Origin of the sequence: Micromonospora sp. WMMD1274, assembly GCF_049179035.1 — a bacterium.
Classification (GTDB): Bacteria; Actinomycetota; Actinomycetes; order Mycobacteriales; family Micromonosporaceae; genus Micromonospora; species Micromonospora tulbaghiae.
The window spans coordinates 7,110,977-7,134,741 of the sequence record NZ_JBMHMG010000001.1 but is presented as its reverse complement, the minus strand read 5'-3'; the positions used below and the strand labels follow the sequence as shown (position 1 = coordinate 7,134,741).

Here is a 23,765-nt window from a genome sequence, read left to right as displayed (position 1 = left end):
CGGTCCTCCTCGGGACGTCAGTCGGGGGCGCGGACGACGATCAGGCCGTCGCCTTCCGGGTCGAGTTCGGCGGTGTGGACGCGCCCCGCGCCGGTGAGCCGGATCCGCACCGGGGCGTCCGGCGCGTCGGGGTCGTGCGGGACGCCGACCAGCCGGAACCGGCCGGCGGCGTCGGTCTCGGTGGCCTGGGCGGCGCCCACCAGCTCCACCCGGACGGCGGCGAGCGGCTGGTCCTGCGGCCCGACCACCCGCCCGTCGAGCGTGCGCATGGCGAGCTGCCGCAGCCGCAGCGGCTGGCGTACCGGTGGCGCGACCGGGACCGGCCGCTCCACCCGGGCCGGTGCGTCCAGCAGCAGCGCGGGCCGGGGCGCCACGCCGAGCGCCCGCCACAGCGCCGGGTCGCCGGCGGCCAGCACCAGCTCCGGCCGGCCCGCCGTGGTGGCGGCGAGCACCCGGTCCAGCGCGGGCAGCGCCGCCGGTCCGCCGCCGGCGACCAGCAGGCGGACCACGAACCGGTACGGCTCGCGCGTCGCGCCGCCGGTCGCGGTCTGCCGGGCCGGACGCAGCTCCAGCGGCCAGACCGTGAGGCCGCCGCCGGGGTCGTCGCGCGGCGGACCGACCGGTACGGGCTCACCCGCGGCTCCGGTCAGCCAGCTCGCGACGTCCGCGACGGCCGCCTCGATCGCGCCGGTCATCGCGGTGGCGTCCCCTGGATGCGGTACGCGATGGCCTCGTTCCACACGTGCGGGTAGACGCCGATCTCGAAGTAGCGGGTGAACCGGTTGATCGGCGCGTTGGTGTGGTCGTGCCAGAGCAGCCACACCGGCGCCACGGTGAACAGCACGTAGTTGAGCGCGACCAGCGGCAGGTAGAACGGGCCGAGCAGCCGGGCCTGGAACACGTGCACGTCCTCGTGCCGCTGGATGCCCGGGCTGGACCCGGCGCAGACCGTGCCGATGGTGGTGGCGTACCGGGGGGAGACGCCCTCGACCACGTTGACCCGGCCGCTGCCGGCCGAGACGACCCGGTCGAGCTGGTGGCCGAAGACCAGGTGCAGCGCCAGGAACAGCGCCCCGGCGAACGTGTTGAGCAGGCTCCAGGTGTGGTCGACGACGAAGAGGAAGATCCCCTTCGGGTCGGCGCCGTACGTGCCGGCCGAGGCGGACGCCCAGCCGAACGGCGCGCCGAGGAGCAGTCCGACGACCGCGCCGACCAGCAGGCCGACGGTGCCGGCGGCGAGTTGCCCGAGTACGGCGCCGAAGACTACCTGGACGGCGGCGCTGAGGATGCCGAAGATCATGGGGTCACCTCTCTCAGACCCAGGAGCGGACGAAGCGGGGCTCGTGCCCCTGGGCGAGCTGGGTCGGCGACGCCTGCGTCGCCTGCCGGTTGCCCGGGGGGAGCTGGTTGACGCCGAGCGCGGCGGAGAAGATCACCAGCCCGTTGAAGAACGCGATGACCCACTTCTCCGGGCCGGCGTCGGTGGCGAACGCGGCGGTCAGGTACGACAGCAGGAGCGCGAAGCCCAGCGCGATCCACTTGCGCGCCTTGTCGCCGCTCGGGCCGATCAGCCCGCCGATGACGTTGGTGGCGAGCAGGGTGGCGGCGCTGGCGCCGGTGAGGCTGCCCAGGGCGGCCCAGGTGAAGAGATCGTTCACGGCGATCCCCCTCTTTCCACTGTGCGGTGGTGCGGTCGGGGTGGATGGTGCGGCGGCGTCCGGGGCGTACCCCGGGGTCCGCCCGGTGTGTGGTGGGCCGCCGGCGCGGGCGCCGTCGGTGGTCGGAGGGTCCGGCTGGGCTCAGGCCGGCGGACCGGCGGGCGGTGCGGGCGCGGCCGGCGCGCCGGGTGCGGGCGGAGCGCCGGTGCCGGCCGGGGCCGGACCGGTGGGCGTCGCCGCGGGTGGAGCGGCTCCGCGGGAACGCCGCCGCAACAGCAGCACCACCGCGACGGCGACGACCAGCAGCAGGACGACCACGCCGGCGACGACCGGCAGCCAGGGGAAGGAACCATTCCCGGTCACCACCGCGGCCGGGCTGGTGGCGGGCGGCGGGGGCGCCTGGGCGACGGCACGCAACTCGGCCGGCTTCGGCTGGTTGGCGACCACCTTCCAGCTGACCGAACGCCCGTTGATCGTGCCGTTGGTGTCGAGCACCCGGCCGGGGAACGTCACCGAGATCTCGAACTCCATCAAGGTCATGAACGCCTGCTGCTGGCGCGGATCCTGCTGGCCGAACTTGCCGCCGTATTTCTTCGGGTCCAGCGGGAGCGAGAAGCGATAGAGATCTTCGTCCCGAACAAGATTCACGCTTTCGCTCGTGAATTGCGCCAGTGGCGTTTTCCGGTACGTGATCTGAATGCCGTACGAGGTGGCGTCCTCGTACCGGGTCTCCGCCCCGGGCGGAAGTGAGGGAATGTTCGGCCGCAGTTCGGCGAACGCCACCGCCGGGTCCGGGTTCCGCTGCTTGAGCACGGACTTCGGCGCGGTGAGCAGGAGCTGACCGGAGACGGTGTCGTCGTCGTTCACGGTCAGCCCGAGGTTGAGCTGCATGCAGCCGCTCAATATCGCCACGAGGGCGAGACACACCGCGAGGCCGAATGCCCGGCTGCGGCGGAGTCTCGTATTCATGCGGCAAGTGTGAGCGCCCGCGCCGGGCGCGACAGTCAGCGATCAGCCGCCTTCGTGTCGCCGATCTTACCGGCCGTCTCTCCCATTCGGCCGACCCGCGGAAACCGCCGCGCTCGATATTCTGGAGTTTTGTGCCCGAGCCTTTTCACCGGGTGTCCGCCGGCACGATCCGGAACACCGGAACACCGGCGGCGACCCGGGCGAAGTCGGCGAGCGGGGCGTGCCGGTCCACCGGCACGTGCGCCCGGGCGCCAGGGGCGAGCGCCAGGTGCCGGCGCAGGACCGGTGGCCGCTGCGCCACCGGCACCTCGACCAGCCGGACCGGCTCGCGGCCGCGACGGCGCAGCACGACCCGCCCGCCCGCGGCGCGCACGTTCGCCACCCAGTTGGCCCGATCGCCCAGCATCGACACGACGTACCGCTCGCCGTCGAGGTCGGCGACCACGATCGGCACCGAGACGGTCCGGCCGGTGCGGCGGCCCGGCACCTCCATCGTCACCCAGTGCCGCGGGGCGAAGCCGGCGCCGTACTGCCAGGCCGACAGCGCGTTCATCATCCGGGCCAGCCGGTTCGGCCGGCCGCCCCGGTACATCCATCTGGTGGGTCGCCACCGCCGCATCGGAAACTCCCTTCCCCGCCCTCCATTAGCGGACGGCGCTAGGGAGACGGCCAGGGCCGGCCGGCCCGGACGGGACCGGGCCGAGTGGCCGGTCAGGCGCTCTCCCGGGTGACCAGCGTCGACGGGAACGCGGTGCTCGGGGCGGCCGGCGCGCGCGTCAGCACGGCCGTGGCCGCGGCGGCGGCGATCCGGTCGACCGGGTGGGTCGCGGTGGTCAGCGGCGGGCTGCTGATCGCCGCGTACGGCAGGTCGTCGAACCCGGCCACCGCCACGTCGTGCGGCACCCGCACGCCGCGCCCGCGCAGCGCCGCGATCACGCCGAAGGCGGTGGCGTCGCTGGCCGCGTAGACCGCGTCGGCGTCCGGCCACCGGCGCAGCGCCTCCAGCGCGGCCCGGCCGCCCTGTGCCGTGGTGAAGTCGCCGGTGACCAGCCGCTCCGGCGACCCCGACTCCCGCATCAGCTCCCGGTACGTGGTGACCGACCGCTCGGCGCAGCTCAGCCAGCGCGGACCGGTGACCATGACGATGCGGCGCCGGCCGGTGGCGTACAGGTGACGCAGCACCTCGCCCGCGCCGCCGGCGTTGTCGACGTCGAACGACGGCACCGTCGGCGAGCCCTGGCCGATCGAGACGACGCGACCGCGCAGCCTCGGCGGCACCGCGTCCAGCGCCGCCTGGGTCGTGTTGACCAGGATCACGCCGCACACGCCCCGGTCCGCGCCGAGCCGGGCCAGCCCCGACGGGTCTGCCAGCGGCAGCCACTCCAGCGCCACGCCGACGCCGTGCGGCGCGCACACCCGCGACGCCGCGCTCACCACCCGGTGCACGTACGGGTCGTCCAGCACGGTGTCGTCGCGGCCCACCACCGCCACCACCAGGCGTACCCCGGCCCCGCGCACCAGCGCCCGGGCCGCGAGGTCCGGTACGTAGTCGAGGCGCTCGGCGGCGGCCCGCACCCGGGCACGGGCGTCCACCGAGGTGAACCCGTAGCCGCCGAGCACCCGGGAGGCGGTGGCCCGGGACACCCCGGCGTCGCGGGCCACGTCGTCGAGCGTGGCGGGACGTGCGGTCGGCGTACCCATGCCCGCATCATGCCTGCTCCGGCGCGGATGGGCGAAGCCATAACGGCGCTTGTGGTGGAAGCGCTCTCAGGTGTGCGATTGTCGTCGGGATCAGACGGGGGAAGGGATCACCACACCGTGAGCAGCACCATCGACGCACCGGCCGGGAAGCGGCCACCGGCGCCCCGGGCGGTGCTGACCGCCCGCAACGGCGTCGCCGTCGTCTTCGCCCTCAACGGGCTCGCGGTGGCGAGCTGGTTCTCCCGCGTCCCGGCGGCCCGCGAGGCGCTCGACCTCAGCCCGAGCCGGCTCGGGCTGCTGCTGCTCTGCGTGTCGGCGGGCTCGCTGCTGGCCATGCCGACCGCCGGTTTGGTCACCCAGCGGCTCGGGCCCGCGCGCACGGTGGCCGTGTCGGTGGTGCTCGTCTCGCTCGGCCTGACCGGCGCCGGTCTCGCCGCCAGCCTGGCCGGATCGGTCGTCGGCGTCGGGTTCGGGCTCGCCGCGTTCGGCTTCGGCTCCGGCATGTGCGACGTGGCGATGAACGTCGAGGGTGCCGCGGTGGAGAAGCGCCTCGGCTACACCATCCTGCCCCGGTTCCACGCCGCCTGGAGTCTCGGCTCGGTGGCCGGGGCCGGGCTCGGCGCCGGCGCCGCCCGGCTGGACGTACCCGTCGGGGCGCACCTGCCGGTCCTGTCCGTGCTGGTCCTGGCCGGCACGCTGGTCGGCGCCCGGGCGTTCCTCGCCGCACCGGCCGAGGGGGCCGGCGACGGGGAGCCGGCGGCCCGGCGGCGGGCGCTGCTGGCCGCGTGGCGCGAGCCCCGCACCCTGCTGATCGGGTTGCTCGTGCTGGTCATGGCGTTCACCGAGGGCAGCGCCAACGACTGGCTCGCGGTGGCGTTCGTGGACGGGTACGGGGTCGACGAGGCCGTCGGAGCCGCAGTGTTCGGCGTGTTCGTGGTGGGCATGACGCTCGGCCGCACCGTCGGCACCGTCGCCATCGACAGGTGGGGGCGGGTGCCGGTGCTGTACGCGACCATCGCGACGGCGTCGGCCGGTGCCGCGCTCGCCGTGCTGGCCGGGTCCGGCCCGCTCGCCGTGGCCGGCGTCGCGCTGTGGGGACTCGGCGCGTCGCTCGGCTTCCCGGTCGGGATGAGCGCCGCCGCCGACGACGAGGACCGGGCCGCGGCCCGGGTGAGCGTGGTGGCCGTGATCGGCTACACCGCCTTCCTCGCCGGGCCGCCGCTGCTCGGCTTCCTCGGCGACCACTTCGGCGTGCTGTCCGCGCTCGGCGTGGTGCCGCTGCTCCTGCTGCCCACGCTCGCGCTGGTGCCGGTGCTGCGTGAGCGTCCCGCCGCGCCGGACGCGCAGGCCGGCACCCCGGCGGCGAAGGTCGGCTGAGCCGGTCCAGCCGACTCCCACCGCGCTCCCAGCCGCCTGCCAGGCGGGCGTGCTGCACTGGAGCGAACGCGAGGAGAGGAGGCGGGCATGGGCTGGTTCAGCCGCCGGGCCGCCGACCCGACGACGCCCACGAAGCTCGACCGCGAGGCGACCAAGGAGGACCTGGCGCAGCTGGAGGCGTTCGTCACCAGCCGGCGCGGGGTCGAGTTCTACCTGGAACCGGAGACCACCGCCACCGACACCACAGTCGTCGCCATCGCGCACGACGGCGAGTGGATCCGCCGCCGTACCGGCTCGCCCCGGGTCGCCGGCAGGATCGCCCAGAAGCACGCGGTGCCGCTGTACGAGGCGGCCCGTACCGGCTATCCGGAGCGGATGCGGGCGTGGAACCGGGCCCACCCGGAGCGCCGGGCCCGCTGACCGGTGCCGGTCAGCCGGTCAGCGCGGTGACGACCGCGTAGCCCAGGAACGCCGCGCCGAGCCCCGCGACCACACTGAGCGCCACATTCGCGTACGCGAGGCGGCGCTCGCCGGTGCGGGCCAGGCGCAACGTCTCGTAGCTGAGCGTGGACCAGGTGGTCAGCGCGCCGCAGAAGCCGGTGCCGACCAGCGCGGTCACGGCCGGGCCGACGGGCGCCGCGAGCAGCCCGCCGAGCAGCACCGACCCGGCCATGTTGACGGTGAGCGTGCCCCACGGGAACGGCGAGCCGTGCCGGGCCTGCACCGCCCGGTCGGTCAGGTAGCGCAGCGGGGCGCCGATCGCGGCGCCGAGCGCGATCAGCAGGACCGTCATCGGTCCGCCCCGTGCCGGGCGCGCAGCAGCGCGACGGTCACCGCCGGCTCCCGTCCCGGGCGGCCAGCAGCCGGGCGGTCACCGCGTCCCCGGCCGCGACCCCCGCCAGCGCGGCGAGCACCGTCGCGGCCAGGTAGGCGCCCGCCGTACCGGCCGCGCCGTCGGTCAGCAGCCGCTGCGCGTCGACCGCGTACGCGGAGAACGTGGTGAACCCGCCGAGCACGCCGACGCCGAGGAACGGCCGGGTCAGCGGGTGGGCCGGGTGGGTGGCGAGCACCGCCATCAGCACGCCGATGAGCAGGCAGCCGGTGACGTTGACGGCGAACGTGGCCCAGGGGAAGCCGCCGGGCTGGTGCGGCACGGCGGCCTGGGCGCCGGCCCGGGCCAGCGCGCCGAGCACGCCGCCGGCGGCGATCACGCCGAGCACCGCCGCCGGGTGCGCGGGCAGTTCCGTCCGGTCCGCCGGTACGCGCAGGTCGACGTCCGGATCGACGCGGGGATCGGACACGGCACCTCCCACCAGGACTCGTCACTGGCAGGGACCGTTGGCGACGTCGCGGTTCTCCCGGCACCCGCCGGAACGGCGGGCCCCACCGCCACCGAGAGCATAACCCCGCCCCGCCCCGCCCCGCCCCCGCCCGCTCCCGCCCTCGTCGATCTTGCAGGTTCGGCCCCGGCATACCGGACATCCGCGGCACCCGAGGGGCGGCAAGTGCAAGATCGCGGGGGAGAGGAGGGGAGAGGAGGGGAGGAGGGAGGGGCGGGCGTACGGTGGGCGGCAGCGCCCGGCGCGGCGGCGTCCGGGGCCCCTCGTGCCAGGAGGTCACCGTGGAGGAGCGCACGCCCCGTCGCGACGAGCTGGATCCCGTCGAGCGGATCGGCGTCGACGAGCTGCGCGCGCTGCAACTGGACCGGCTGCGGCACTCGCTGCGGCACGCGTACGACAACGTGCCCCACTACCGGCGCGCGTTCGACGACGCCGGCGCGCACCCGGACGACCTGCGTGAACTGGCCGGCCTGGCCCGCTTCCCGTTCACCACCAAGGCGGAGCTGCGGGAGAACTACCCGTTCGGCATGTTCGCGGTGCCCCGCGAGCGGGTCGCCCGGCTGCACGCCTCCTCCGGCACCACCGGCCGTCCCACTGTGGTCGGCTACACCCGCGCCGACCTGGACACCTGGGCGAAGCTGATGGCCCGCTCGATCCGGGCCGCCGGGGGCCGCCGCGGCGACCGGGTGCACGTCGCGTACGGCTACGGGCTGTTCACCGGCGGCCTCGGCGCCCACTACGGCGCGGAGGAGCTGGGCTGCACGGTCGTCCCGGTCTCCGGCGGCATGACCGAGCGCCAGGTGATGCTGATCCGCGACCTCGAACCGGAGGTCGTCATGGTGACGCCGAGCTACATGCTCGCCATCGTCGACGAGATGGAACGTCAGGGCGTCGACCCGCGCGCCACCTCGCTGCGGGTGGGGATCTTCGGCGCCGAGCCGTGGACCGAGGACATGCGCCGCGAGCTGGAGCAGCGCCTGGACATGCACGCGCTCGACATCTACGGCCTGTCCGAGGTGATGGGGCCGGGTGTGGCGGTCGAGTGCGTGGAGACCAAGGACGGCCTGCACCTCTGGGAGGACCACTTCTATCCGGAGATCATCGACCCGGTCACCGGGGAGGTGCTGCCCGACGGGGAGCGGGGTGAGCTGGTGCTGACCTCGCTGACCAAGGAGGCCATGCCGGTGGTCCGCTACCGCACCCGCGACCTGACCCGGCTGCTGCCCGGCACCGCCCGCCCGATGCGGCGGATCGAGAAGATCACCGGGCGTACCGACGACATGATGATCGTCCGGGGGGTGAACGTCTTCCCGACCCAGATCGAGGAGCTGATCCTGCGTACCCCGGCCCTGTCGCCGCACTTCCAGTGCGTGCTCGGCCGGCGGGGCCGGCTCGACACGCTCACCGTCCACGTGGAGCGGCGCGCGGGTGCCGCCGCGGACGAGGCCGAGCGGGCCGGCGCGACGCTGGTCGAGCAGGTCAAGAACACGATCGGGGTGTCCGTGGCGGTACGGGTGATCGAGCCGGACGGGGTGGAACGCTCGATGGGCAAGATGCGCCGCATCGTCGACCAGCGGCGGGAGTCCTGACATGGCCGGTGACGGCGGCCGCACCGCGGCGCACGACATGTTCGACGCCGACGTGGCGTCCAAGGGGCTCGGCATCGAACTCGTCTCGGCCGGCGACGGTGCGGCGGTGGCCCGGATGCGGGTCACCCCGGCGATGCTCAACGGGCACGCGATCGGGCACGGCGGCTTCGTGTTCCTGCTCGCCGACACCGCGTTCGCGCTGGCCTGCAACAGCCACGGTCCGGCCACCGTGGCGGCCGGCGGCGAGATCAGCTTCCTGCGCCCGGTACGCGAGGGCGACCTGCTGGAGGCGTACGCCACCGAGCGGGTCCGGCACGGCCGCAGCGGCATCTACGACGTGACGGTGCGGCGGGGCGACGAGGTGGTGGCCGAGTTCCGCGGCCGCAGCCGCACCATCGCCCGCGACCAGCCGACGGACCCGCAGGCCGCCGCGCCGGCCCGCTGAGACGCGCGACCGGCCAGCCGGGCTCGCCGACAAGCGCGACCAGCCGACCCGGCCCGCCGACACGCGCTGTCGGATGACGTCCCGGGCCGGAGTGGCCCCGTGCCCGCTCCGACCCGGACGTCATGCCGCCAGCCCGAGCGCGTGCCCTCCGGGCTCGGTTCTTCGCCGGTTCCGGCCCACCCGCCCGGGCGGACCGGTCCGCCGTTCCCGCCATGCCGTGACCACAGGTGACGGCCCGGTCCGCTGCCCGGGCCACGCCGCGACTGTGGACGACGGCCCGGTCCGCTGCCCGGGCCACACCGTGACACCCGGGATGATCCGTGTCGCGGCGGCCGCCGGTCCGGCACGCACCGGCTGTCCGGGCACCGCCCGGAGCGCGCCGGCCTGGTTCGGCTGCCCGGGCACCGGGTGGAGCACGTCGGAACGATCGAGCCGGTCCGGCGGGACGGGCGCCGGTCGGGCCCCTCCACCCGACCGGCGCGACCGTCCCGCCCCGAGCGGGCAAACCTCCCGCTCGCCGGCGCCCCGGGACGGGACGCCGGTTCCCGCTCCCGGCACACGGCCGGCAGCGGTGTCCTTCGCGGCGCGCAGTCGGCGGGCGAAGTCCGCGCGTACCGCACGGGACAGCCGCAGCGCGGCCACCCGCGCCACCAGCGCGTCGATCGCCCAGCCGCCGGCCGTGACCGGGCGTACCAGCCCCGCCGCGGCCAGCGCCCGCAGCACCGGCTCGGCCCGGCCGGCGGGCCAGCCGAGCATCGCCTCCACCACGGCGGCCACGACCGGGCCGCCCCGGGCGGCACCGGCCAGCAGGACCGCACGGTGCGTACCGTCGAGCCGGTCCAGCCGAGCGTCCACCAGGCGGCGCGCGACGGCGGGTACGCCACCCGGCCCGCCGGCCGGATCCGCCGACGCGTACGCGGTCGCGACCGCCGGACTGCCGCCGGCCAGCGGAAGCAGCCGCGCGGCGAGCGCGGCCGGCCGCCCGGCGCGGTCGAGCAGGTGCCGCAGCAGCCGCCCGGTGTCCAGCGGGCCCAGCGGCTCCACCGGGATCCGCCGCGCCGGTGCGGGCAACGGGTCGGCCGAGCCGGAGCCGCACGTGGTGACCACCGCCAGCGGCAGTTCCCGCTCGGCCGCCGCCACGTGGAGCTGGTGCAGGAACCGGCGCAGCGCCGGGGCGGCCCGGTCCAGGTCGTCCACCGCGACCACCACCGGCGCGTCGGCGGCCAGGCCGAGCAGCACCTCGCGGCAGGCGACCACGGCGCGGGCCGCCACCGTGTCGTCGTCCGGCGCGGCGAGGAACGCGGCGAGCACGCCGCCCGGCCCGCCGGCGACAGTCCCGTCCGGCCGGGGACGGACCAGGTCGGCCAGCGGGGCCAGCTCCCCGCACGGGTACGGCGGGCAGGCCGTCACCCGGCGGCGCACCGGCACGCCGTCCACGTGCGACACCGCCCGGGTCACCTCGTGCAGCAGCCGGCTGCGGCCGCTGCCCGGCGGGCCGACCAGTGAGATCCACCGGGGACGCCGCTCGCGCAGCGCCCGGGTCACCTCGTCGGCCGCGCCGGCCAGCTCGCGGCGGCGGCCCACGAGCGGGACGCGGTGCCGGGCCGGCCTGCTCCCGGCCGCCCCGGTCACCCGCCACACGTCCAGCGGGAGCGCCTTGCCGGCGAGCGTCAGGGTGGCGAGTGGACGCTGTTCGACCAGCCCGGCCACCGCGCTGCGGGTCTCCGGGCAGACCACCACCCCGCCCGGCGGCGCGTGTTCCTGGAGGCGGGCCGCCGTGGTGATCACCGCGCCGCTGGCCGCGCCGTGGCCGCCGTCGCGGACCCCGGCCAGGTCGAGCAGCACCTCACCGGTCGCCACGCCGACCCGCACGCGCAGCCGGACGCCGCCCGGGCGCCGCCGCTCCAGCGCGGCCTGGATGTCCAGCCCGGCCCGCACCGCCCGGTACGCGTCGAGACCGTCCGAACCGGACGCGCCGAACAGCGCCATGACCGCGTCGCCGACGTACTTCTCCACCACGCCCCGCCAGCGGCGCAGCACCGAGGCGACGGTGCCGAAGTAGGCGCGCTGCAACGCGCGTACGTCCTCCGGGTCGAGCCGCTCGACCAGCCGGGTGGAGCCGACGATGTCGACGAAGAGGACGGTCACGGTACGTCGTTCCTCGGGCACGGGCCGGCACGCCGCGATGACGGCTTTCCGACTCCCTGCGGGCGTGGTGATCAACATCGCACCCACCCTTTCCCGATCGTGGTGCCCGACGACCTCAGCAGACTTTCACCACCGGGTTCTCGGGGGATCTGTAGGACGACGTATGTCGGGCACCCGCAACCATTAGTCGTGTAGTCGACGCGAGAGGTACCGGTCCGGCCCCGAGGCCGTAGAACGGTGCGGGGACCTGTGACTAGGCTGCGTCCCATGGCCAGCGACGTGGACACGGCACCTCTCGTCGGCCGTACCGGGACCATGGCGACGCTGCGGTCGGCGCTCTACGACGACCTGCGGCCCGGGCAGACCGGCGCGGTGTTCCTCACCGGAGAGAGCGGGGTGGGCAAGACCCGCCTGCTGACCGAGGTCGGCGAGCAGCTGCGGCAGACCGGCGCCCTGGTGCTCACCGGCACCTGCCTCGACATCGGAGACGCCTCGCCGCTGCACCCGGTACGGCAGGCGTTGCGCCGGCTCGACGCCGAGCAGGCGCAGGCGCGCACCACGTCGGCGATCCGCGGCGTGTTGCAGGTCTTCGACGAGGAGACCCCCGGCCCGGACGGCGCGGGCGCGCTGCTGGAACGCGTCGCCCAGGGCCTGCACGTGGTGGCGGGCGGACGGCCGCTGGTGCTCGTCCTCGACGATCTGCAGTGGGTCGACCGCAGCACCCGGCAGCTCCTGCTCTACCTGCTGGCCGGGCTCGGTGACCTCCAGCTCTCCGTGCTGGCCGCGATCCGGGCCGAGTCGCTGCGCGGCGCGCACCCGCTGCGCCGGGTGCTCACCGAGCTGCGCCGGCTGCGCTCGGTGCGGGTGATCGACCTGATGCCGCTGGACCGGTCCGCCACCGACGAACTGGCCACCGCCGTGGTCGGCGCGCCGCTGCCGCCGGACGCCGCCGACCAGCTCTGGCAGCGCAGCGGCGGCAACCCGTTCGTGGTGGAGGAACTGGCCCGCGACCGGCGCGACGGCCGCGACGGCCTCTCCGACACGCTGCGCGAGGTGTTCCTCGACCGGGTCGACGCGCTGCCCCAGCCGGCGCACGCCGTGGTGCACGCGGTGGCGGTGGGCGTCGAGCCGGTCGAGCACTGGCTGCTGGCCCAGGTGGTGCGGCTACCCGAGGAGGAGCTGCTCGACGCGGTCCGCGAGGCGGTCGCGCACCGCCTTCTGGTCGGCGCCGACGACGGCTACCGGCTGCGGCACCGGCTGGTCGCCGAGGTCCTGGCCCACGAGCTGCTGCCCGCCGAGCGGGCCGCGCTGCACCGCCGCTACGCCGAGGCGCTCACCGCCGTACCGGCCGAGCTGCACCAGGCCCGGCTGGCCCACCACTGGCGGCACGCGGGCGAGCCGGCCCGGGCGCTGCCCGCCGCGATGGCCGCCGCCCGCGAGGCGGAACGGCTGCACGGGTACGCCGAGGCGCACCGCCACTGGTCCGCGGCGCTGACCCTGGCCACCGAACCGGCCGCCGTCCTGCCCGACGGGGCGCGGCCCGAGCCGGTCGAGGTGGACCGGGCCGAGCTGCTCAGCCACGCCGCCGAGGCCGCGCACCACAGCGGTGAGCACGCCCGCGCCCTCACGCTGCTGGAGGAGCTGGCCGACGACCCGTCCGGCGCGCCGGTCTGCGCGCTGCACATCCGCCGGGCCCGCTACCTGGCCGCGGCCGGCCGGTCGGCCCCCGCCGAGCAGGAGTACCGGCGGGTGCTGGACTCGCCCGACTGCACGCCGCAGGAGCGGTGCACCGCCGCCGCCCGGCTGGCCGAGCTGCTGCTGCACCTGGGCCGCTACGCCGAGGCCGGCGACCAGGCCCGGGAGGCCCTGGCGCTCGCCGCCGACGTGCCCGGCACCACCTCCGAGGTGGTGATGGCCAGCGCCGCGCTCGGGTTCAGCGAGGCGTTCCTGGAGGATCCGGCCGCCGGACTGGCGGTGATGCGCCAGGCGCTGGACACCGCCGAGCGGTCCGGCCGGCCGGAGGACGTGGCCTGCGCGTACCTGCACCTGGCCGAGCTGCTCACCGGGCCGCTGAACATCCTCGAGGAGGGTGTGGTGGTGGCCCGCCGGGGCGCCGACCGGGTCGCCGAGCTGGGGCTCGGCCGCACCTGGGAGACCCGGCTGCTGGCGGTGGCGACGAACGGGCTGTTCCGGGTGGGGCAGTGGGCCGAGGCGGAGAAGGTCGTCGCCGCCGCGCTGCGGCACCGCCCGTCCGGGGCCGACGCGGTCGAGCTGCTGCTCGCCCGGTGCCGGCTCTCCGTCGGGTACGGCGACGTCGAGGCGTCCGACCGCGACCTGGAGGCGGTCGCGACGGTGCTGGCTGGTGGCGGCGCCCGGCACGTGCTGCCGATGCTCATCCTGCGCGCCGGCCTGGCCATGTGGCAGGGCCGGCACGACCTGGCCCGGCAGGCGGTGCAGCGGGGCCTGACCGAGAGCCGCTCCGACGACGTGATCGTGCTGGCCACGCTGGCCTGGCACGGGCTGCGCGCGGAGGCCGAGGCGGCGGCCAGCCGCACGATCGAGGTGGACCCGAACGCGGTACGCCGGCTGCGCGAGGTGGTCGACCGGGTGACCGGCAAGAGCGCCAAGGCGGGCGCGCCGGTGCGGTACGTCGCCGAGGGGTTCCTCGCGCTCTGCGACGCCGAGCTGAGCCGGCTCGACGACGGCCGCGGCGACCCGGCGCTGTGGGAGCGCTCCGCGCTCGAGTGGGACCGGCGCAACCACCCCTACCCGGCCGCGTACTCGCGGTTGCGGCAGGCCGAGGCGCTGCTGGCCCGCCGCAGCCGGGTGGCCACCGCGGGCAAGCTGCTGCACCGGGCGTACGCGATGGCCCAGTCGCTCGGCGCAGTGCCGCTGACCGCGGAGATCCGTACCATCGCCTCGCGGGCCCGGGTGACCCTGGACGCCGCACCGGACCCCGCGCCGGTGCCCCGGCAGCGGGCGGCGGCGCCCGCCGGGCCGGCGGTGGACGAGCTGGCGACGCTCACCGCGCGGGAGCGGGAGGTGCTCGCCGCGGTCGCGGAGGGGCTGACCAACCGGGAGATCGGCCAGCGGCTGTTCATCAGCGAGCGGACCATCGGCGTCCACGTATCGCACATCTTCGACAAGCTCCAGGTCCGCACGCGCGTGCAGGCCAGCGCCATCTTCCTGCGCAACGGCGCGGAGTAGGCGTACGCCGGCAATACGTCGTTCGACGGATCCGCGGTGTGGACGGCGGCTGGCAGGCTGTCCCGCGGAACAGGGGTGGTGGCGTCGTGGGGGCGCCGGCCGTTGTGGAGGAGAGATGACCGAACCGGTCTGGGGGCCTGTGCACCAGGACATCGCCGGGTTGCTGGCCGACCACCCCGCCGACGTGCCGGCGGTCGTGGACCATCTGACCAAGCTGCAGGATCTGCTGGTCCGGCTGCCGCCGCTGGAGGAGAGCTGCCCGCTCGCCGACTTCAACAAGCTCTACCTGGTCATCACCAGCACCGTGCTCGACGGCCTGTACGACGACCGGTTCTGCGACCCGGCGTTCCTGGCCCGGCTGGACGTGGAGTTCGCGGCCCGCTACTTCGAGGCGCTGCGGTTCTGGACCGACTCCAGCCCGAGCACCCCGAAGGCGTGGTCGTGCCTGTTCAAGCGGATGCGCGGGCCGGACGCCCGGCCGCTGCCGTCGGCCGCCGCGGGCGTCAACGCGCACATCAACTACGACCTGCCGTTCGCGCTGGTGACCACGTTCGACAGCCTGGAGTCCGAGCCGATCGACGGCAGCGACCAGCACCGCGACTACCTGGAGATCAACAAGATCTTCGCCGAGCGGATCCCGGAGCTGCGCCGCGGCTACCTGGACAACTGGCAACTCATGATCGACATGGTCAACGGCGACATCGACGACTGGTACCAGGGCGAACTGGTGGAGTACACCCGGAACGTGGCCTGGCGCAACGCGCAGAAGATCTGGCGCTGCCGGCACGACCCGGACGCCCGCGAGTGTGAGCGGACGCGGCTGGACGACAACGCCGCGCTGCTCGGCCGGCTGCTGCTGTCACCCCTCGGGGCGTTCCTGCAGTAGCCGGGACGGGGGGTTCCCGCGTCCCGCGCTCCGGGCGCGGGACGCGGGAACGCCGCCCGCGGGTGTCGCGCCCGCCGCACCGGGTACGTCGTCGCCGTGCCGCGAGACGAACCGGCCGGCCCCGGGGCGCTCCCGCCGGGCCCGGTCCGCCGCTTCCCGTTCCGCTTCGACCCGGCGTTCCGGCTGCCGCTGGCGCTGCTCGGCGTACGGCCCGCCACGGCCTGGCTGGACTGGGGTCCGGACGCGCTCGTCGTCCGGTTCGGTCCGTGGCTGCTGCGCACCACGCCGGACAACGTGACCGGGGCCGAGCTGAGCGGGCCGTACCGCTGGTGGCGGGCGATCGGCCCGCACCTGTCGGCGGCCGACGGCGGGGTGAGCTTCGGCGCCAGCGTGGCCGGCGGCGTCTGCCTGCGCTTCGCCGAACCGGTTCCGGCGCTGGTGCCCGGCCCGTGGCTGCGGCATCCTGCGGTCACCGTGACAGTGGCCGACCCGGCGGCGGTGCGCGACGCGCTCGCCCGCGGACCGGATCTTTGACCGGTTCGGCCGGGCCGCGCCCGGGACAACCCCTACCGTCTTCATAGGGACGAAGGGGAGCAGATGGGGCAGGCGGGGGACGCGGAGCAGCCCAGGCGTACGCGGGAGCGGCGCCGGGAGGCGCACGCGGCCGCGGCGGCCCGGGCCGGCCGGCACGGCGAGCACGCCGAGCGGTCCGGCCGCGCCGTGCCGGAGCTGCCGGAACGGGTGGCGGCCCCGACGCGGCCGGCGGCGCCGGCGGGCCGGCTGCACCGGTGGTTGTTCGCGCACCGGGTCGAGCCGGTCGGCCCGGAGGTCCGCGAGCACCAGACCCGGTCCCACCCGTGGTGGCAGGTGATGTGCCTGACCGGCGTCGACTACTTCTCCACGCTGTCCTACCTGCCCGGGATCGCCGCCGTGGCGGCCGGCGCGCTCAGCCCGCTGGCCACGCTGCTGATCGTGGCGCTGACGCTGCTCGGGATGCTGCCGATGTACCGCCGGGTGGCCCGGGAGAGCCCGCACGGGCAGGGCTCGGTGGCCATGCTGGAGCGGCTGCTGCCGTTCTGGCGCGGCAAGGTCTTCGTGCTGGTGCTGCTCGGCTTCGTCGCCACCTCGTGGATCATCACGATCACGCTGTCCGCCGCCGACGCCAGCGTGCACCTGCTGGAGAACCCGGTGCTGCCCGGGTCGTTCCCGCACGGCGGCACCGCGGCGGTGCTGGTCACCGTGGCGCTGCTGCTCGTGCTCGGCGGCGTGTTCCTGCTCGGGTTCAGCGAGGCCGTGCAGGTCGCCATCCCGCTGGTGGCGGTGTTCCTCGCGTTGAACGCGGTGGTGGTGGTCGCCGGGGTGGCCGAGGTCGTCGCCGACCCGGGGCTGCTCGGCGACTGGACCGGCCGGCTGGCCGACGCCGGCGGGCCCGGAGACGTCCTGGCCACGAGCGTGCTGGCGTTCCCGCTGCTGGTGCTCGGCCTGTCCGGGTTCGAGACCGGGGTGAGCATGATGCCGCTGGTGCGGGGCGAGGGCGACGACCCGGAGCGGCGGCTGGACGCCCGGATCCGCAACACCCGCCGGCTGCTCACCGCCGCCGCGCTGATCATGTCGGTCTACCTGATCGCCACCACGTTCGTGACCACAGTGCTGATCCCGCCCGAGGCGTTCGACCCCGGCGGGCCGGCGAACGGCCGGGCGCTGGCGTTCCTCGCCCACGAGCACCTCGGCGAGGCGTTCGGCACCGTCTACGACATCAGCAGCGTGCTCATCCTCTGGTTCGCCGGCGCGTCGGCGATGGCCGGGCTGATCAACATCGTGCCCCGCTACCTGCCGTCGTACGGCATGGCGCCGGAGTGGGGGCGGGCGGTGCGCCCGGTGGTGCTGGTCTACACCGCGGTCAGCATCGCCATCACGATCGCCTTCTCCGCCGACGTGAACGCCCAGGCCGGCGCGTACGCCACCGGCATCCTCGCGATGATGGTCTCCGGCGCGATAGCGGTGACCATCGCGGCGCTGCGCGCCCGCAGCCGCGCCGCCGCGGCCGGCTTCGCGCTGCTCACCGCCGTGCTGCTGTACGCGCTGGTGGAGAACGTGGTGGAGAAGCCCGACGGCATCACCATCTCCGGGTTCTTCATCGCCGGGATCATCGCGGTGTCGCTGATCTCCCGGGTCACCCGGACCACCGAGCTGCGCGCCGAGCGGATCGAGTTCGACGAGGCGGCCCGCCGCTTCGTCGACGAGTCGGTCGCCCGGGACGGACGGTTGCACCTGATCGCCAACAAGCGGCAGCGCGGGTCGGTGAAGGAGTACCGGGTCAAGGAACGGGCGCAGCGGTCGATGAACCCGGTGCCGGGCGCCGCCGACGTGCTGTTCCTGGAGATCGACGTGAGCGACCCGTCCCAGTTCAGCCAGGTGCTGCGGGTGCACGGGGTGGAGTCCGGCGGATACCGGATCCTGCGCGCCAGCAGCCCGGCCGCGCCGAACGCGATAGCCGCGATCCTGCTGGCGCTGCGCGACGCCACCGGCGTACGCCCGCACTGCCACTTCGAGTGGTCGGAGGGGAACCCGATCGCGCACCTGCTGCGCTACCTCATCCTCGGCCGGGGCGACACCCCGCCCGTGGTGCGGGAGATCATCCGCAAGTCCGAGCCGGACCCGACCCGCCGCCCCGGCATCCACGTCGGCGGCTGAGGCCCGAGGGCCGGCCGGGCACGGGGACCGGCTGAGCGCGAGGGCCGGCCGGGCACGGGGGACTAGCCGAGGGCGCGGACCCGGGCGAGCAGGTCGCGGGCGCAGAAGTCCAGGAACCCGTCCGGGTCCGGCCCGGCGTTCTGCAGCACGATGTGGTCGAAGCCGGCCTCGACGTACGTGCGCGCCTTCTCCACGTGCGGCGTGGCGTCCGGGCCGACGGAGAACTGCTGCCGGATGTGGTGGTCCTCGACCCAGGCGGTGGCGGCGTCGAAGTTCACCGGGTTGGGCAGCTCGCTCATCACCTTCCAGCCTGTGATCGCCCAGCGGCTGGTCTCCTTCGCCGCGCGTACCGCCGACTCCTCGTCGGCGGCCCAGGCCATCGGCACCTCGGCGTAGCGCGGACCCCCGCCGCCGGCGTTGCGGTACTGGTCGACGATCGACGACTTCGGCTCGGTGGCGAACAGGCCGGTGCCCAGCTCGGCCGCCAGACCGGCCGACTCCCGGCCACTGGCGGCCACGGCGATCACCGGCGGCTGGTCGGGCAGGTCCCAGATGCGGGCGTCCTCCAGCTTCAGGTGCCGGCCGTCGTACGAGCGGTAGCCGCCCTGCCAGAGCAGCCGGATGATCTCCAACGCCTCGCGCAGCCGCTCGTGCCGCCCTCGGACACTGGGGAACCCCTGCCCGATGACGTGTTCGTTGAGCCGCTCGCCGGCGCCCACCCCGAGCGTGAACCGCCCGTCGGAGATCAGCGCCATGGTGGCGGCGGCCTGGGCGACGATCGCCGGGTGGTAGCGGACCGACGGGCAGGTGACGCCGGTGGCGAGGCCGAGGGTGGTGGTCCGGGCGGCGATCGCGCCGAGCGCGCTCCAGGTGAAGCAGGAGTGGCCCTGCACCTCCAGCCAGGGGTGGTAGTGGTCGCTCATCTCGACGAAGTCGAAGCCGGCCTCCTCGGCGCGTACCGCCTGCCGGATGAGTTCCTGGGGCCCGAACGCCTCCGAGGCGAGCTTGTAGCCGATCCGCATGCCCGGTTCTCCGTTCCGTCGTCGGCGAACCGCTGCCGTTCCCACCGTTTCCGCGGGCAAACCCCCCGAAACCCAGCCTCCTAGGACGCCGTAGAGGTGATGACGCACCGCGCCCGGGCACGGAACGGCCCGCGCTCGCCAGGCGGGCGCGGGCCGGGAGGGGAGTACGGGGGTGACGCCTACTTCGACGGCTCGGGGAGCTTGCAGTCCACCTTCGGGTTGGCGCCGATGTAGTTCAGCGGGCCGGCCACGATGGTGACCAGGATCGTGCCCGCCTCCGCGCAGTTGGTTTCGTCGTTGCCGTAGTAGCCGCGCTGACCCGCGGCGATGGCGCCGATGATGAGCCAGATGACGACCAGGACGCCGACTATCGAGGTGCCGCGCATCAGTTGCCTCCACTGGGGTTGTGGTGGATTCGAGGTGGAGGCCATGTACCCCGTGCGGGTGATCCGCCAAACGGCGCACCGGTGCCGGCACGGCCGATTCCGATTACGTCAGTGCGGTGGCATCGGCTCCTCGGGCGGGCGGCCACGGCTGCGGCGGTAGTCGGCGAACGCCACCCCGGCCAGCACCAGCATCGCCCCGGCCGAGGCGTAGACCGGCGGGAGGAACAACCCGGCCGGCGCGATCGTGAGCAGCGCCAGCACGCCGCCGGGCCGGGACCGCGAGACGCGGCTGAACACCTCGTACTCGAAGGCGCCCCGGCCGGTCAGGAACAGCGCCGGCCCGCCGAGGATCACCGCCAGCCAGGCCGGCGGCGTGTGGCCGGTCGGCTCCAGCAGGACCAGGTCGAAGCCCGCCGCGGTGGTCACCACCCCGGCCACCATCAGCAGATGGGTGTACGGCGCGGTGTTGAGGAACCGGCTCGGCTGGGCGGCCCGGGCGATGGCGTGCGGCAGCAGCTCACCGGACTTGTGCACGTAGACGCGCCAGAGCAGCAGCGTGGTGGCGAACGCGATGGCGAAGGCGGCCAGGTTCTCCACCTCGGAGTGGTGCAGGCTGAACACGGTGCCGGCGACCAGCACGGCGTCGCCGAGCGCGATGATGAAGAACTGCTGGTACCGCTCGGACAGGTGCTCGGCCGTCACGTTGCGCTGGGACTCCGGCACCGCGCCCAGGCCGGGGACCGGGTACGCCAGCCGGAACCCCAGGTAGTCGATGGCCAGGGCGCCGGCCCAGAACCACAGCCGGGCGGTGCCGTGTGCCGCCAGCGCGCCGACCAACCAGGGCACCGCCGACACGGCGAACCAGCTGAAGATGCGCAGTGCCCGGCGATTGCTCTCGGGATGTCGCCGTACGGCGGGCATGAGGAACAGCCCGCGTCCGAGATGGATCGCCACGTACGTCCCGCCGAACACCAGCCCGCGGGCGCCGAACGCCTCCGGGATGGCGGTGGTCATCAGCAGCGCGCCGAACATCACCGCCACGATCAGCAGCTTGATCTCGGTGCGCTGCGGATCGTAGATGTCGGTGACCAGCGTGGTGATCGCCCAGGTCCACCAGATCGCCATCAGCATGATCAACGACTCGGCGGCCCGCTCCCAGGTCACCGACCCGACCAGGTTGCGCGAGATCAACGCGAGCGCGACCACGTACACCAGGTCGAAGAAGAGTTCGAGCAGCGTCACCCGGCGCGGCGCCTCCGGATCGCGGACCGGCGGTCGCCGGCCGGCGGGCTCCGGCGCTGCGGTGGGCACGAGACGCTCCTGCGGGTGGCGGTACGCGCGGCGGGCCGTCCCGGCCCTTCACCGACGGTAGTCATGCCCGCCCGCACGCGGTCACTTTTCCGACATACCGGCCCGGGATGGCGATGGTGCGGGTGGGAGCGGCCGCCAGTTCGGGGTTGTGGCGGGGTCGGCGGGGTGCTGATGTCACCACTTCGGCGTACTGGCGGGGCGGGCCGCGAGGTCGGGGAGGTGGCGGGGTGGGGGAAAGGCAACGGGCCGGTGGCGACCATCGTCACCACCGGCCCGGAATGTGGAGGAGTGTCTACTCGGCGCCGGCCGGGAGCACCCGGTCGGCGTCGGCGGGGGCACCCGCCAGCACCTTGGCCTGCTGCGGCCAGGTGGCGAGGCCCGGCGCGGAGCGCAGGCCGGCGGCCTTCACGGTCTGCCGCAGCGCGGCCTCGTCCAGCTCGGCGAGCTGCCGGTAGGTGCGGATCCCGGCGTCCTGGAGGGCGGCGGCCAGCTTCGGCCCGATGCCCTGGATCCGCCGGAAGTCGTCCGCCGCGTCCCCGGCCGCGTCCGCAGCCACGTCGTTCTCGGCCGAGGCCCGCGGCGCGGGCACGACGGCCGGCGCGGCGACGGCGGGCTCGACGGGCTCGGTGGTCTCCACCGTCTCTGCGGTCTCGGCCGTCGCGGCGGCGTCGACCGGCTCGGCCGTCGCGGCGGCCCCGACCGGCTCGACCGTCTTGGCGGGCTCGGACGACTCGACCGACTCGACCGACCCGGCTGCCTCGACCGGCGAGGGCGCCGCCTCCGCGGCAGCCGAATCAGCAGACGACGTCGTCGCCGACACCGCCGGCTCGTCGGTGGGCGTCGACTGCGCCGGAACGGCGACGGGGGCGCGCTCCGGCTCCGCCGCGAAGGGCTCCGACTCGACGACGAGCGCCGGAGAAGCGGCCGGCTCGTCCACATCGGTGGAGGCCGGGGCGGCGGGCTCGTCCGCGGCGACCGACGCGGAGGACGACACCGGCTCGTCCGCCGGACGGTCCGCGGCGACCGGCTCGGCCTCGGCCACTGGCGCCGCAACCGGCTCGGCAGGGGACGACACCGGCTCGGCGGCGGCGGGCTCCGAAGCGACGGGCTCGGACTCGACGGGCTCGGACACGGCAGGGGACGACACCGGCTCGGCGACGACCGGCGACGCCTCCGGCTCGTCGGCGGCACGGGCGGCGGTGGCGACGGCCGGCTCGGTGGTCGCCGTCTCGGTGGGCGCGGGCTGCTCGGCCACCGTGGCGGTCGCCGGGGGCTCGTCGACCACCGCGACCGGGCGCGGCTCGTCGACGGTGGCGGTCACCGCGGGGGTGGTCTCCACCGTGGGCGTCGCCGGGGTGCCGGACCGGCGGCGGCCGACGACGAACCAGCCGACGCCGAATCCGATGAGCAGGGCCAGCATCACGAACAGCCACTGCCCGAAGCTCGACGGCATGGCCAACCTCCTTCTATGTACGTGCACGACGGTGGCGAAAGACTCGGGGCAGCTTCGCACACGCGCGCGGCGCACGACAGGCAGCCCGGGGCCGGGCCGCGGCGGTGGGACCGGCGGTGTCGGCCGGTGCCCGGGGGATGACCGAGCGTGTGCCGGAAGCCGGGATCGAGCGGCTTCGCGGGGCAGGGAGACGCCCCGGAACCTGGGTGCCGTGCGTGGTTCCGGGGCGTCCCGTCCGTCGCCCGTGGCCGGTCAGTGGATCCGGTCGGGCGCAGGCGCGTCGGCGGCGTCCCAGCTGTAGAAGCAGCCGGCCACCGCGTCGCGGGGGGAGTGCCAGGTCGGCAGGTACGGGGAGGTGTGCGCGGAGAGCCGCTTGTTCACCTGCTCGTAGAGCGGGTTGTCGCGCAGTTCCGCGGTCAGCCCGGGGGCGACGTCGACGGTCTCCATCAGATGGACGCACAGGTCGTGCAGGTAGTACAGCGACCGGTGCCGGACGCCGGTGAGGTGCGGAAGTTCGGTGGCGTCGGCCTCGGCGAAGATCTGCGCCACCCGTCCCTGTGCGCCCGGCACGATCCGGCTGACCACCAACAGTCGACTCATCGTGACCCCTCTCGCCGCCGTGGTGCTGGCCTCACCGTGCCGGTCGCGCTGTCACCTCGCCGTCACCGCGTACCCCGGGGCATTGATGGTGGTGGCGGCGGTGCGGTGGGGGCGCGCGGCGCCGGTTTGGCGGTCCGGTCCGTGCGGCGCCGCGGCGGCGGGTCCGGGCGGCTGGCCCGGCGGATCGGCGCGAGCGTCTCGTCGAGCAGCGCGGTCATCGCCGGGGACGGTTCCAGGCGCAGCTCGCGCAGGAGCAGATCGCGGTAGACGTAGAAGGAGTGGACCGCCTCGAACGCGTTGCCCTCGGCCAGGTGGATGCGGACCACCAGGCGGTGCGGGGTCTCCCGCAGCGGTTCGGCGGCCATCGCCTCCAGCGCGGCCTCCAGCGCCTCGCCGTGCCGCCCGGCGGTGAGGTGGTTGCCGGCGAGTTCCTCGAGCATGTGCAGGCGTAGCTGGCGCAGCCGTTCGCGTTCCAGCAGCACCCAGTCGTCGTACCAGCCGGGGAGCAGGTCGTGCCGGCCGGCGCCGGCGGCGCCGCGCGGGACGGCGCCCTCGCGGACCAGCGCCGCGGTCTCCACCAGGTCGTCCACGTCGAGGCGGACGGTGGGTCCGAGCCGGACGGTGTCGCCGTCGGTGCGCAGCGGGCAGCACGGGTCCTGCCGCAGCCGCCACAGCGCGGTCCGCAGCGACGACAGTGCCCGCTCCTCCGGCGTCTCCGGCCACAGCAGCCCGGCGAGGTGGCTGCGGGTCGCGGCCGGGCGCAGGCCGATCAGCGCGATGACGCGCTGCAAGCCCCGGGGTACGACCACCGGAGTGTCGTCGTGCAGCAGTTGGAAGCCGCCGAGCAGGTGCAGTGACACCCGTGGGGCGGGTTCGCCCGCCGTCGGCATTCTCGATCCACCCGCCACGGCGCACCCCCCAGCACCGGAACCCTCGTCCCGACCGTTTGCGTTGCCCGGACCGTCGCCCGCGACGCCGG

23 protein-coding genes are annotated in these 23,765 nt (G+C 75.1%); 8 read left to right on the top strand and 15 right to left on the bottom strand.

Features of this window, described 5'->3' with window-relative positions:
• Positions 1-17: 17 nt before the first annotated feature.
• The 6 genes from ACN27D_RS33730 to ACN27D_RS33705 all read right to left on the bottom strand — a co-directional run bounded on the left by ACN27D_RS33730 (position 18) and on the right by ACN27D_RS33705 (position 4,328).
• The gene (locus ACN27D_RS33730; protein WP_421500948.1) at positions 18-695 is read right to left on the bottom strand and encodes a carboxypeptidase-like regulatory domain-containing protein; all 678 of its coding nucleotides are present in this window, start codon (positions 693-695) and stop codon (positions 18-20) included.
• Positions 692-1,300 carry a glycine zipper family protein gene (locus ACN27D_RS33725; RefSeq protein ID WP_358171800.1) on the bottom strand — a complete coding sequence of 203 codons (609 nt, stop codon included), beginning with the start codon at positions 1,298-1,300 and terminating at the stop codon, positions 692-694. Before ACN27D_RS33725 ends, ACN27D_RS33730 begins: the two co-directional genes overlap by 4 nt.
• 13 nt (positions 1,301-1,313) lie before the next feature.
• The gene (locus tag ACN27D_RS33720; RefSeq protein WP_091417656.1) at positions 1,314-1,658 is read right to left on the bottom strand and encodes a hypothetical protein; all 345 of its coding nucleotides are present in this window, start codon (positions 1,656-1,658) and stop codon (positions 1,314-1,316) included.
• A 141-nt stretch (positions 1,659-1,799) separates the two neighbouring features.
• On the bottom strand, positions 1,800-2,627 hold the full coding sequence (locus tag ACN27D_RS33715) for an LppM family (lipo)protein (RefSeq protein WP_233586125.1): 828 nt from the start codon (positions 2,625-2,627) through the stop codon (positions 1,800-1,802).
• Between the two features lie 145 nt (positions 2,628-2,772).
• On the bottom strand, positions 2,773-3,246 hold the full coding sequence (locus ACN27D_RS33710; RefSeq protein ID WP_121685598.1) for a nitroreductase family deazaflavin-dependent oxidoreductase: 474 nt from the start codon (positions 3,244-3,246) through the stop codon (positions 2,773-2,775).
• Positions 3,247-3,338: 92 nt separating this feature from the next.
• Positions 3,339-4,328: a LacI family DNA-binding transcriptional regulator gene (locus ACN27D_RS33705; RefSeq protein WP_121685599.1), complete on the bottom strand. Its 990-nt coding sequence runs from the start codon at positions 4,326-4,328 to the stop codon at positions 3,339-3,341.
• A 117-nt stretch (positions 4,329-4,445) separates the two neighbouring features.
• Between ACN27D_RS33705 and ACN27D_RS33700 the strand changes: the two genes are divergently transcribed.
• Positions 4,446-5,705 (top strand): MFS transporter, encoded by a 1,260-nt coding sequence (locus ACN27D_RS33700; protein WP_421500947.1) that lies wholly within the window; start codon positions 4,446-4,448, stop codon positions 5,703-5,705.
• 87 nt (positions 5,706-5,792) lie between these two features.
• A complete protein-coding gene (locus tag ACN27D_RS33695; RefSeq protein ID WP_120569611.1) occupies positions 5,793-6,125 on the top strand; it encodes a hypothetical protein in 333 nt (110 codons plus the stop codon).
• Positions 6,126-6,135: 10 nt separating this feature from the next.
• On the opposite strand, the gene ACN27D_RS33690 is transcribed toward ACN27D_RS33695, so the two are convergent.
• Both ACN27D_RS33690 and ACN27D_RS33685 read right to left on the bottom strand, forming a co-directional pair.
• A complete protein-coding gene (locus ACN27D_RS33690) occupies positions 6,136-6,498 on the bottom strand; it encodes a fluoride efflux transporter FluC (RefSeq protein WP_120569612.1) in 363 nt (120 codons plus the stop codon).
• A gap of 37 nt (positions 6,499-6,535) precedes the next feature.
• Positions 6,536-7,018, bottom strand: coding sequence for a FluC/FEX family fluoride channel (locus tag ACN27D_RS33685; protein WP_421500946.1), 483 nt, complete (start codon positions 7,016-7,018; stop codon positions 6,536-6,538).
• A gap of 308 nt (positions 7,019-7,326) precedes the next feature.
• On the opposite strand from ACN27D_RS33685, the gene paaK reads away from it, so the two are divergent.
• Positions 7,327-8,634, top strand: coding sequence for a phenylacetate--CoA ligase PaaK (gene paaK / locus ACN27D_RS33680; protein WP_121685274.1), 1,308 nt, complete (start codon positions 7,327-7,329; stop codon positions 8,632-8,634).
• 1 nt (position 8,635) lies between these two features.
• Entirely contained in the window at positions 8,636-9,079 is a 444-nt protein-coding gene (paaI, locus tag ACN27D_RS33675) for a hydroxyphenylacetyl-CoA thioesterase PaaI (RefSeq protein WP_421500945.1), read from the top strand.
• Positions 9,080-9,199: 120 nt separating this feature from the next.
• On the opposite strand, the gene ACN27D_RS33670 is transcribed toward paaI, so the two are convergent.
• Positions 9,200-11,305 (bottom strand): adenylate/guanylate cyclase domain-containing protein, encoded by a 2,106-nt coding sequence (locus ACN27D_RS33670; RefSeq protein ID WP_421500944.1) that lies wholly within the window; start codon positions 11,303-11,305, stop codon positions 9,200-9,202.
• 189 nt (positions 11,306-11,494) lie between these two features.
• On the opposite strand from ACN27D_RS33670, the gene ACN27D_RS33665 reads away from it, so the two are divergent.
• The 4 genes from ACN27D_RS33665 (at position 11,495) to ACN27D_RS33650 (ending at position 18,014) form a co-directional block, all read left to right on the top strand.
• Entirely contained in the window at positions 11,495-14,434 is a 2,940-nt protein-coding gene (locus ACN27D_RS33665) for a helix-turn-helix transcriptional regulator (protein WP_421500943.1), read from the top strand.
• 115 nt (positions 14,435-14,549) lie between these two features.
• Positions 14,550-15,320, top strand: coding sequence for a DUF5995 family protein (locus ACN27D_RS33660; RefSeq protein WP_358171825.1), 771 nt, complete (start codon positions 14,550-14,552; stop codon positions 15,318-15,320).
• 96 nt (positions 15,321-15,416) lie between these two features.
• Positions 15,417-15,854, top strand: a complete 438-nt coding sequence (locus ACN27D_RS33655) for a hypothetical protein (RefSeq protein ID WP_252449196.1) — start codon at positions 15,417-15,419, stop codon at positions 15,852-15,854.
• 63 nt (positions 15,855-15,917) lie between these two features.
• Positions 15,918-18,014, top strand: a complete 2,097-nt coding sequence (locus ACN27D_RS33650; protein ID WP_421500942.1) for an amino acid transporter — start codon at positions 15,918-15,920, stop codon at positions 18,012-18,014.
• Positions 18,015-18,076: 62 nt separating this feature from the next.
• Here ACN27D_RS33650 and ACN27D_RS33645 read toward each other — a convergent pair whose 3' ends face one another.
• The 6 genes from ACN27D_RS33645 to ACN27D_RS33620 form a co-directional block, all read right to left on the bottom strand.
• Complete coding sequence (locus ACN27D_RS33645) at positions 18,077-19,036, bottom strand: TIGR03557 family F420-dependent LLM class oxidoreductase (RefSeq protein WP_350815845.1); 960 nt, start codon at positions 19,034-19,036, stop codon at positions 18,077-18,079.
• A gap of 179 nt (positions 19,037-19,215) precedes the next feature.
• Positions 19,216-19,422, bottom strand: coding sequence for a hypothetical protein (locus tag ACN27D_RS33640; protein WP_013286658.1), 207 nt, complete (start codon positions 19,420-19,422; stop codon positions 19,216-19,218).
• Between the two features lie 108 nt (positions 19,423-19,530).
• On the bottom strand, positions 19,531-20,733 hold the full coding sequence (locus ACN27D_RS33635) for a low temperature requirement protein A (protein ID WP_421500941.1): 1,203 nt from the start codon (positions 20,731-20,733) through the stop codon (positions 19,531-19,533).
• A gap of 292 nt (positions 20,734-21,025) precedes the next feature.
• Entirely contained in the window at positions 21,026-22,186 is a 1,161-nt protein-coding gene (locus tag ACN27D_RS33630) for a helix-hairpin-helix domain-containing protein (RefSeq protein ID WP_421500940.1), read from the bottom strand.
• Between the two features lie 252 nt (positions 22,187-22,438).
• A complete protein-coding gene (locus ACN27D_RS33625; protein ID WP_091417709.1) occupies positions 22,439-22,786 on the bottom strand; it encodes a TcmI family type II polyketide cyclase in 348 nt (115 codons plus the stop codon).
• A 62-nt stretch (positions 22,787-22,848) separates the two neighbouring features.
• Complete coding sequence (locus ACN27D_RS33620) at positions 22,849-23,694, bottom strand: AfsR/SARP family transcriptional regulator (RefSeq protein ID WP_244933330.1); 846 nt, start codon at positions 23,692-23,694, stop codon at positions 22,849-22,851.
• Between the last annotated feature and the right edge of the window lie 71 nt (positions 23,695-23,765).

What these genes read in the sequence shown, in the direction of transcription:
- ACN27D_RS33730 (WP_421500948.1), bottom strand. Translation starts at nt 695, where the DNA reads ATGACCGGCGCGATCGAGGCGGCCGTCGCGGACGTCGCGAGCTGGCTG.
- ACN27D_RS33725 (WP_358171800.1), bottom strand. Translation starts at nt 1,300, where the DNA reads ATGATCTTCGGCATCCTCAGCGCCGCCGTCCAGGTAGTCTTCGGCGCC.
- ACN27D_RS33715 (WP_233586125.1), bottom strand. Translation starts at nt 2,627, where the DNA reads ATGAATACGAGACTCCGCCGCAGCCGGGCATTCGGCCTCGCGGTGTGT.
- ACN27D_RS33710 (WP_121685598.1), bottom strand. Translation starts at nt 3,246, where the DNA reads ATGCGGCGGTGGCGACCCACCAGATGGATGTACCGGGGCGGCCGGCCG.
- ACN27D_RS33705 (WP_121685599.1), bottom strand. Translation starts at nt 4,328, where the DNA reads ATGGGTACGCCGACCGCACGTCCCGCCACGCTCGACGACGTGGCCCGC.
- ACN27D_RS33695 (WP_120569611.1), top strand. Translation starts at nt 5,793, where the DNA reads ATGGGCTGGTTCAGCCGCCGGGCCGCCGACCCGACGACGCCCACGAAG.
- ACN27D_RS33690 (WP_120569612.1), bottom strand. Translation starts at nt 6,498, where the DNA reads ATGACGGTCCTGCTGATCGCGCTCGGCGCCGCGATCGGCGCCCCGCTG.
- paaI (WP_421500945.1), top strand. Translation starts at nt 8,636, where the DNA reads ATGGCCGGTGACGGCGGCCGCACCGCGGCGCACGACATGTTCGACGCC.
- ACN27D_RS33670 (WP_421500944.1), bottom strand. Translation starts at nt 11,305, where the DNA reads ATGTTGATCACCACGCCCGCAGGGAGTCGGAAAGCCGTCATCGCGGCG.
- ACN27D_RS33665 (WP_421500943.1), top strand. Translation starts at nt 11,495, where the DNA reads ATGGCCAGCGACGTGGACACGGCACCTCTCGTCGGCCGTACCGGGACC.
- ACN27D_RS33660 (WP_358171825.1), top strand. Translation starts at nt 14,550, where the DNA reads ATGACCGAACCGGTCTGGGGGCCTGTGCACCAGGACATCGCCGGGTTG.
- ACN27D_RS33650 (WP_421500942.1), top strand. Translation starts at nt 15,918, where the DNA reads ATGGGGCAGGCGGGGGACGCGGAGCAGCCCAGGCGTACGCGGGAGCGG.
- ACN27D_RS33645 (WP_350815845.1), bottom strand. Translation starts at nt 19,036, where the DNA reads ATGCGGATCGGCTACAAGCTCGCCTCGGAGGCGTTCGGGCCCCAGGAA.
- ACN27D_RS33640 (WP_013286658.1), bottom strand. Translation starts at nt 19,422, where the DNA reads ATGCGCGGCACCTCGATAGTCGGCGTCCTGGTCGTCATCTGGCTCATC.
- ACN27D_RS33630 (WP_421500940.1), bottom strand. Translation starts at nt 22,186, where the DNA reads ATGCCGTCGAGCTTCGGGCAGTGGCTGTTCGTGATGCTGGCCCTGCTC.
- ACN27D_RS33625 (WP_091417709.1), bottom strand. Translation starts at nt 22,786, where the DNA reads ATGAGTCGACTGTTGGTGGTCAGCCGGATCGTGCCGGGCGCACAGGGA.